General features: G+C 70.5%; 9 protein-coding genes. 2 read left to right on the top strand and 7 right to left on the bottom strand.

The features are described from left to right. Window positions 1–111: 111 nt before the first annotated feature. From ACFV9C_RS44260 to ACFV9C_RS44250, 3 genes are all read right to left on the bottom strand, one after another. Window positions 112–696 carry a hypothetical protein gene (locus ACFV9C_RS44260; RefSeq protein WP_380204072.1) on the bottom strand — a complete coding sequence of 195 codons (585 nt, stop codon included), beginning with the start codon at window positions 694–696 and terminating at the stop codon, window positions 112–114. Window positions 697–891: 195 nt separating this feature from the next. Beyond that, a complete protein-coding gene (locus tag ACFV9C_RS44255; protein ID WP_380204070.1) occupies window positions 892–2,964 on the bottom strand; it encodes a M64 family metallopeptidase in 2,073 nt (690 codons plus the stop codon). A 77-nt stretch (window positions 2,965–3,041) separates the two neighbouring features. Then, the gene (locus ACFV9C_RS44250) at window positions 3,042–3,512 is read right to left on the bottom strand and encodes a hypothetical protein (protein ID WP_380204068.1); all 471 of its coding nucleotides are present in this window, start codon (window positions 3,510–3,512) and stop codon (window positions 3,042–3,044) included. A gap of 20 nt (window positions 3,513–3,532) precedes the next feature. On the opposite strand from ACFV9C_RS44250, the gene ACFV9C_RS44245 reads away from it, so the two are divergent. After that, window positions 3,533–4,282, top strand: coding sequence for a class I SAM-dependent methyltransferase (locus ACFV9C_RS44245; protein WP_380204066.1), 750 nt, complete (start codon window positions 3,533–3,535; stop codon window positions 4,280–4,282). On the opposite strand, the gene ACFV9C_RS44240 is transcribed toward ACFV9C_RS44245, so the two are convergent. Genes ACFV9C_RS44240 through ACFV9C_RS44230 form a run of 3 tightly spaced genes read right to left on the bottom strand, consistent with a single transcriptional unit; the run spans window position 4,254 to window position 5,890 of the window. Then, on the bottom strand, window positions 4,254–4,607 hold the full coding sequence (locus ACFV9C_RS44240; RefSeq protein WP_380204064.1) for a GntR family transcriptional regulator: 354 nt from the start codon (window positions 4,605–4,607) through the stop codon (window positions 4,254–4,256). The two genes, ACFV9C_RS44245 and ACFV9C_RS44240, sit on opposite strands and share 29 nt — an antisense overlap. A 12-nt stretch (window positions 4,608–4,619) precedes the next feature. Next, window positions 4,620–5,012: a GntR family transcriptional regulator gene (locus tag ACFV9C_RS44235; protein WP_380204062.1), complete on the bottom strand. Its 393-nt coding sequence runs from the start codon at window positions 5,010–5,012 to the stop codon at window positions 4,620–4,622. Further along, window positions 5,009–5,890, bottom strand: a complete 882-nt coding sequence (locus tag ACFV9C_RS44230; RefSeq protein ID WP_380204060.1) for a hypothetical protein — start codon at window positions 5,888–5,890, stop codon at window positions 5,009–5,011. The genes ACFV9C_RS44235 and ACFV9C_RS44230 overlap by 4 nt, the downstream gene beginning before the upstream one ends. Window positions 5,891–6,031: 141 nt before the next feature. On the opposite strand from ACFV9C_RS44230, the gene ACFV9C_RS44225 reads away from it, so the two are divergent. Beyond that, window positions 6,032–6,697, top strand: coding sequence for a class I SAM-dependent methyltransferase (locus tag ACFV9C_RS44225; RefSeq protein WP_380204058.1), 666 nt, complete (start codon window positions 6,032–6,034; stop codon window positions 6,695–6,697). On the opposite strand, the gene ACFV9C_RS44220 is transcribed toward ACFV9C_RS44225, so the two are convergent. Further along, on the bottom strand, window positions 6,690–7,256 hold the full coding sequence (locus tag ACFV9C_RS44220) for a TetR/AcrR family transcriptional regulator (protein WP_380204056.1): 567 nt from the start codon (window positions 7,254–7,256) through the stop codon (window positions 6,690–6,692). The genes ACFV9C_RS44225 and ACFV9C_RS44220 overlap by 8 nt on opposite strands. Window positions 7,257–7,276 lie beyond the last annotated feature (20 nt).

Raw genomic sequence — 7,276 nt, 5'->3', positions numbered from 1 at the left:
CCCCGGGGGGGTTTCTCTCTGGTCCGTTGGTCTGGTGGCCCGCGGCCCGGCCCCCCGGGGGGGTGCGGGGGCCCCCGGGTGGGCCTGGCGCGCCCCCACCACCGGGTGGTCCTAGTCGCCCTGGCCGGTGCGGGCGCCGCGGGCTTCGATGGACTCGGGGAGGGCGGATTCGGGGAGGCCGACGAGTTCGGCGACCGGGGTCAGGCGGCCTTCGAACTGGGCGGCCAGCGGGGCGGCCCCGACGTGCGTCGTGGTGGTCGGTTCGTCGATCCGGTGCAGGCGGACGTGGATGCCCGCGCGGGTGTCCGGGGTGATGTCGGACGCGGGAACGCGGGCGGTGAACTCGTAGATCTCCCGTGGCGTGACGTGGTGGCCCTCGGGGCCGTCGGGGAGCGGGAACGAGCGTTGCGTGTTCGGGTCCGCGACCGTGCCGGCGTGCAGCAGCCGGTCCTGGTACGTGACCTCGTACGCGTCCGCGCCGTGGAACGTCGTCGACTGGGCCAGCGGGCCGTCGACGAGGTGGCTGTCGACGACCGTGAGGCGATCGCCGCGGACCCGGATCCGGAGCCGGACGTACTGCTCGGCCGGAGCGCCGGTACGGCGGGTGCGCGCGGCCTGCTGGTCCGGGTACCCGCCCGCCGGCTGCTGCTCCGCCGACTCGCGGCTCGCCGCCTCCCGGTTGAACGCGGGCTTCACCGAACGACTCACATCCGGGCCGCCGCTGCTGCCCGCGGCCGGCTGTTTCGGATCCGGCTTCGTGGGTCCGGCGTGTGGTGGTACCGCGGCGTGCCTCCGCCGGGTTTCGCCGGCCGGAGTCTTCGTGGGCCGGCGGTCGCGCGTTGCCGGCCGTTCCGTCTGTGTGCCTTTGGCGTGTTTCATCGTCGGCCTCCCTTACCAGTTCCGGCCGTGGCGGTAGTTGTGGATCCAGCGGTAGTAGATGCGGTCGAGGACGATCCCGCGGCGCCCGTTGATGACGCCGAACCAGTCGGTGTTGTGGACGTACAGCTGCGGCTTTCCGCTGCGCCCGGTCATCCGGGCCGGTTCGAACCGGTCGACCGCGCCGAGGTTCCACTCCCCCACCCAGTCGCCGACATAGTCGGTCTTCAGGTCGGCCCCCGAGCTGAGCATCCGGCCGAGGTACTCCGTGGCCCAGTCCTGGTCGTTCCACACCCACAGGTCGCAGCGTCCCGTTCCGTCGATGTCGGCCGCGAAGAACTGGTCGTGCCGCCCGAGCCCGTCCCAGCCCGGTACGTCGCCGTCGTAGCGGTGCACGTAGGCGAGCCCGGACCCGGTGGACCGGAACATGCCGAGGTACGCCATCGACCAGTCGAGGCCGTTGAACACGAACACGTCGCACTTGCCGTCGCCGTCGAAGTCGCCGAGGACCAGCTGGTCGTGCTGCGCGAGTCCGCCCCAGCCCGGGATGTCGCCGTCGTACCGGTGGATCATCGAGTACCCGGAGGCGCTCGCGGAGAACAGGCCGACGTACGCCATCGACCAGTCGTCGCCGTTGAAGATCACCAGGTCGTCGCTGCCGTTGCCGGTCAGGTCGCCGACGAAGAACTCGTCGTGCCGGGCCAGCCCGCCCCAGCCGGGGATGTCGCCGTCATAGCGCTGGCTGACCCAGAACCCGTTGCCGTTCGAGCGCAGCAGGCCGACGTACGGCATCGACCAGTCGTCGGTGTTCACCACGACGAGGTCGTCGCGGCCGTCGCCGTTCAGGTCGGCGACCAGGAACCGGTCATGTGCGGCGAAGCCGCCCCAGCCGCGGATGTCGCCGTCGTACCGCGCGACCAGCCGGAGGCCGCCGGCGCCGTCGGACTTGAGCAGGCCGAGGTACGGCATCACCCAGTCGACGCCGTTGAAGATCGCCACCTCGTCGGTGCCGTCGCCGTCGAAGTCGCCGACGTACACCTGGTCGTGCGGCATGAACTGCCACGACCCCGGGACCCGTTCGACGGCGCTGAAGCTGTGCTCGAGCGCCGTACCGTCGGCGCGGAACAGCTGGATCGACGTGCCGTGGTGCAGCAGCAGGTCGCTGCGGCCGGTGCCGTAGAAGCGGCCGGCGTACGCGTTCCGGAACGTGTGCTCGGTCTCGTGGTCGCGGGCGGTCTTGATCGACGTGTAGCAGACCGGGCAGTACGGCGGCGTGTTCGTGTTCATCCGGCAGTTCTCGACCGGGCGGTAGATGCCGGTGTTCTTGGTGCCGCCGCCCTCGAACAGGCCGACGTCGGTGTTGCTGTTCCAGTCGGCCGGGCGCGGGCCGTTGTTGTAGTTCGCGGCGGACCCGGTGCCGGTCGGCAGCGGGGTGCTCGGCGCGATCAGGTTCGCCCACTTGGTGGTCGCCCGGTCGGTGATCGTGGTCAGGTTGATCCAGCCCTGCTCCGGGCCGGTGTACGCGCCGCCGGCCGAGTACTCGTCCGCGAAGCCGCCGATCCCGTGGCCGAACTCGTGCGCGATGACGGTCCAGTTCACGCCCATCGGTACGTGCGCCCGGCCGCCGCCTCCGCAGCCGCCGTAGTTCGGGTTGTTCAGTACGACGAGCAGCTCGTTCCAGTCCGGCACCCACTTGTTCAGCGCGGCCTGGATCCGCGCCTCGGTGTCCGTCCCGTACTCGAGCCAGCAGTGCGCCCACGACCCGCTGAAGATCATCCCGAGCGCGGTGTCGCGGATCGTCTGCGCGGCGATCGTGTCGTCCGACGGATCGGTCGGCGTCCCGTGCTCGTCGTACGTCCGGGTGCTGACGCCGGAGTCGACGGACTCCAGGTTCACCCGGTAGATGTTGTACGCCGACGCGTCCTCGCTGTAGTAGTCGTGCCCGAAGACGCCGTCGATGAGCGTCGTCTGCACCCAGCTGTTGTACGCGACCTGGTCCACCGCGGTGAACCCGTCCCCCAGCACCGCGATGTTCCGCTTCACCCCAGGCGGCCCTGCCTTCCGCAGCACAGTCATGCTGTCAGCCATCACTCCCCCTAACCCAGCGGCGCCCCCAACGAACACCCCCTACTTGGCCGGAGTGTTCGTCGAGGGCCGCTGATACGTCAGGGTTTGCGCCGGGGGAAGCGGGAGCGGAACGTACCGTCGTACTCGAGGTGCATGTAGCCGGACGAGTGCACCCCGACGGCGAAGAACCCGGCCAGCACGAAGACGATCCCGGCGATCGTCGAGATATGCCAGAACGCGGCGGCGATCCCGACGAACGCCGCGGCCTGCGCGACCGCCTTCGCGAACGAGACGAGCCGCGAGCTGGTCACCCGGTGGCGGTACTCCTCCTGCAGGTTCAGCACCAGCAGGGCGGCGAGCAGCGGGATCGCGACGGCGAACGCGACCACGCAGATCGTGGCGGTCAGGTCGAGCGGTTTCGCGGTCAGGAACGGCTGCACCACCACGAGCCCGGCGGCGCCGAGACCGCCGTACGTCAGGTTGGACTGCCGGATCCACTCCTGCTGCGCGGCCGGATCCGAGGTCGCGTCCACGACCTCGGCCTTAATCCGCTCGATCTCGTCGTCCATGGCGAGCAATAGTAGGGCCGGTGAGGTATTACTACGCCGAGCATCAGACCGCCTACCGACAGCTCCTGCAGGACGGGCTCACACAGTGGAACGACCTGTTCGGGGAGAGCTGGACGTTCGAGGAGTTCCCCAACCGCGCGTTCCTGGAGCGGGTGCTCGGTCGGCTGGTGCCGGGTGGCGACGTGCTGGAGTACGGGTGCGGGACCGGGCCGGCGGCCTGTTTTCTGGCGGGGCGAGGCTTTCGGGTGGATGCGGTCGACCTCATCCCGGAGGCGATCGTGGTGGCGCGGCGGCTCGCGGCGGAGCGGGGCGTGGAGGTGAACTTCGGCGTACGGGACATGTGCGCGATGCCGCCCGGAAGCAAGCGGTACGACGTGGTCCTCGACAGCTACTGCCTTCAGTCGATCGTCACGGACGCCGACCGCTCGAACGTCCTGCGGGCGGTCCGCGAACGCCTGAAGCCCAACGGGTACTACGTGTTGTCGACGGCGATGTACGACCCGGCCCGGGTCTACGACGGCGAGTTCCGGTACGACGCTCGTACCGGCATCTGCTACCAGGAGACGCCGGAGCAGTCGCCGGACGCGATCCAGCTCGACGGGACCTGGTACCTCCCGCACCGGCGCCACCTGCGCGCCGACGCCCTCCGCCGGGAACTGGAGAACGCCGGCCTGTCCGTCGTCGAGCAGGACGGCGGCAACGTCATCGCAACAGGATCCCGCTCGGTGGGCTGCGCGTCAGCTACCAGGCGCGCTGAAGGATCTCGGTAGCCTCCGCGAGCGACATGCCCGCCTCGTGGGCGGCGGCAGCCAGCTGGGCGGCCGCGGTGTGTGTGGCGGCGTCGTCGATCCGGCTGCGGAACGCCAGTACGAACGTGCCGTTGCGCCCCCGCGTCTCCACCAGCTCGTCGGCCTCCAGCTCCTTGTACGCCCGGGCAATCGTGTTCACAGCGAGTCCGAGGTCCAGCGACAGCTGGCGTACCGTCGGCAGCCGGGTCCCGCGAGCGAGCTCCCCGGCGCGGATCAGCGCCTCGAGCTGCGAGCGCACCTGCTCGTACGGCGGCGTCAGTCCGACCGGGTCGACCGTGATCTCCATCGGACCAGCATCTCAGCCGAACTCCTGCGTACGCGGTGCACGGTCCCCACTTCCCCAGGTCCGTTGCAGCAGCTCGGTCGCCTGGGCGAAGTTCAGCCCGGCCCGGCGGGAGGCTCGGGCGAACATCGTGGCGGCCGCGCGAGCCTCCTCGTCGTCGACCCGGATCCGCGTCGCCAGCACGAACGTGCCGTTCCGGCCGCGGGTCTCCACGAGGCGCTCGGCCTCCAGCTCCTTGTACGCCCGCGCGACCGTGTTCGCCGCGAGCCCGAGGTCGCCGGCGAGCTGCCGTACGGTCGGCAGCCGGGTGCCCTGGACCAGCTCGCCCGCCCGGATCAGCCCGTCGATCCGTTCCTTCACCTGCTCGTACGGCGGTTTCGCCGAGCCGGGGTCGACCGTGATGATCATCCGGCGATCCGCTGCACCCGGCCGAGCCCACGACGGCTGGCGGCCACCACCCCACGCGCAAACAGCATCGCCGCGGCCACCAGGAACAGCACCGGGGCGAGGCGCTGGACGAAGTGCGGCGCGTCCGGCGGCCAGTCGAACGACATCGGGAACGCCGCGCCGAGCAGCCAGCAGATCGTCAGCACCGACGCCCCTAGGTCCCGCAACGTCGACGCACGCAACGCCTCCTGCCAGAGCAGTTCGGCCTTGTCCCCCGCCGGCTGGTTCACCTGTAAGGCCCGGCGCTGCAGCAGCAACCCGAGAGCCCAGGACGGTACGGCGACGAGCCCGCTGACGACGAGGATCCAGCCGCGCGCCGGGTGCTCCGCCGTACCGAGGACCACGACGCCCATCCCGATCCCAACCAGCGGCAGCACCAGACAGCTGTACTGGATCGCGATCTCCAGCGGGCTCAGGTAATCCGCGAGCCGACGCGGCCGGAGCGCCGCCGCCCGCTGCCCGCCGCCGGCCGAGCGCACGATGCGGTAGTTGTAGGCCAGCGTCGCGAGACCACCCGCCCCGGCCACGGCCGCCGCCGCGAACAGCCAGCTGAGCAGCCGCTTGTCGAAGACGTCGCCGCTCGCGAACCCGAAGTGCAGCCCGTTGTGCACCAGCAGAACCACGCCGCCCGCCACCAGCGTCCCGGCCAGCATCCCGGTCAGCAGGATTGTCTGCCGCCGCCGTTGCCATTTCACCGCGGCCTCGACCAGCCGCGACTCAGCGGGCAGCCCGGCCCGCTCGATCAGCCGCTCCACCTCGAGCCGCGCCGACCTGTCCCGCAGCATCAACAGCACGACCTCGACGGCGACCATCACTCCGACCGTCCACAACAGCTCCATCTGAACCACGCCCCGTTCGCCTATTTGTACCAAATGTATTGATACAAACCAGCAGAGTCAAGCGATCGTTTGCACCCTGTGCACTTTCGGCCCGTGCCGAAAGACTGGCGGCGGCGTGGGCGCGATCGGACCGTGGCGCGTATGAGAGTCGGACAGGGCGGTACCGGGCCGGGCGCGCACACGCGGGACGGCAGTGCGGTCGAGCTGTACGAGGTCACGCCGGCGCACGGCGAGGACGAGCTGATCGACGGCGCGATCGCGCCGCACAGCAGTATTCTCGAGCTGGGGTGCGGGACCGGGCGGATCACCCGTCCGCTGCTCGCCCGCGGCCATCAGGTGGTCGCGGTGGACGAGTCGCCGGAGATGATCGCGCGCGTCACCGGGACCGAGACGATCCGCTCCACGATCGACGAACTGCGCCTGGACCGGCGGTTCGACGTGGTGCTGATGATGTCGTTCCTGATCAACGTCGCCGACGACGCCGAACGCCTCCGCCTGCTGCGGACGTGCGCGCACCACGTCCGCCCCGGCGGGTCGGTCGTCCTGCAGCAGGAGATCGCCCGGCACGCCCCCGCCGTACTCGAGAACGAACGCCGCAAGCTGGTGATCGCCGACGTCGAGGAACTCCCCGGCGGCGCGCAGGCCGCGACACTCACCCACATCGTCAACGGCCGCTCCTGGTCGCAGCGGATCGTCACCAAGTACCTGTCCGAGGACGAACTGTCCGCCCAGCTGGCCGAGGTCGGCCTGCAACTCAGCGGCTACCTCACGCCTGATCGCATGTGGGTCAGAGCAGAACTCAGCTGAGGCACAGCCGCACCACGGACTCCTCGAACGCGGCGCCGGCCGCAGCCGCGGTCATCCGGCCGGCCGCCAGCTCGCCGGCCGCGGCATGACCGATCGCGAGTACCGCCGTGACGAGCCAGTCGACGGATGCCGCCGGCGCGAGCAGCTGGGCGTCGGCGGCGCGTTGCAGCACCTGCCGGAGTCCGCCGGTGATCGGCTCGTGTGCGGCCGGGTCCGCGCCGCCGTCCCGATGCGCGAACAGCGCCGGGTTCAGCAGCGCGGGATTCGCCTCGATCACCCGCCACGACCTGGCCGCCCATTCGGCGATTCCCGCCCGCGGCTCGTCCGGTAGCGGCGTACCGCTCAGGTGTGACGCCACCTCGTGCGTCATGCGCTCGACGATGTGGTCGAACAGGTCGCTTCGGCGGTCGAAGTGCGCGTACAACGTCTGCCGACTGACCCCGGCGCGCGCGGCGATGTCGGCCAGCGAAGGGTCCTGGCCGGCGGCCAGCAACTCCTCCGCCGCGCGGACGATGCCCGCAGCGTTCGCCTGAGCGTCCTCGCGCTTTTTCCTCGACATGCTTGTCAAGGTTAGCGGAT

Origin of the sequence: Kribbella sp. NPDC059898, from assembly GCF_042730855.1 — a bacterium.
Classification (GTDB): Bacteria; Actinomycetota; Actinomycetes; order Propionibacteriales; family Kribbellaceae; genus Kribbella.
This window is presented reverse-complemented; position numbering and strand designations above follow the sequence as displayed.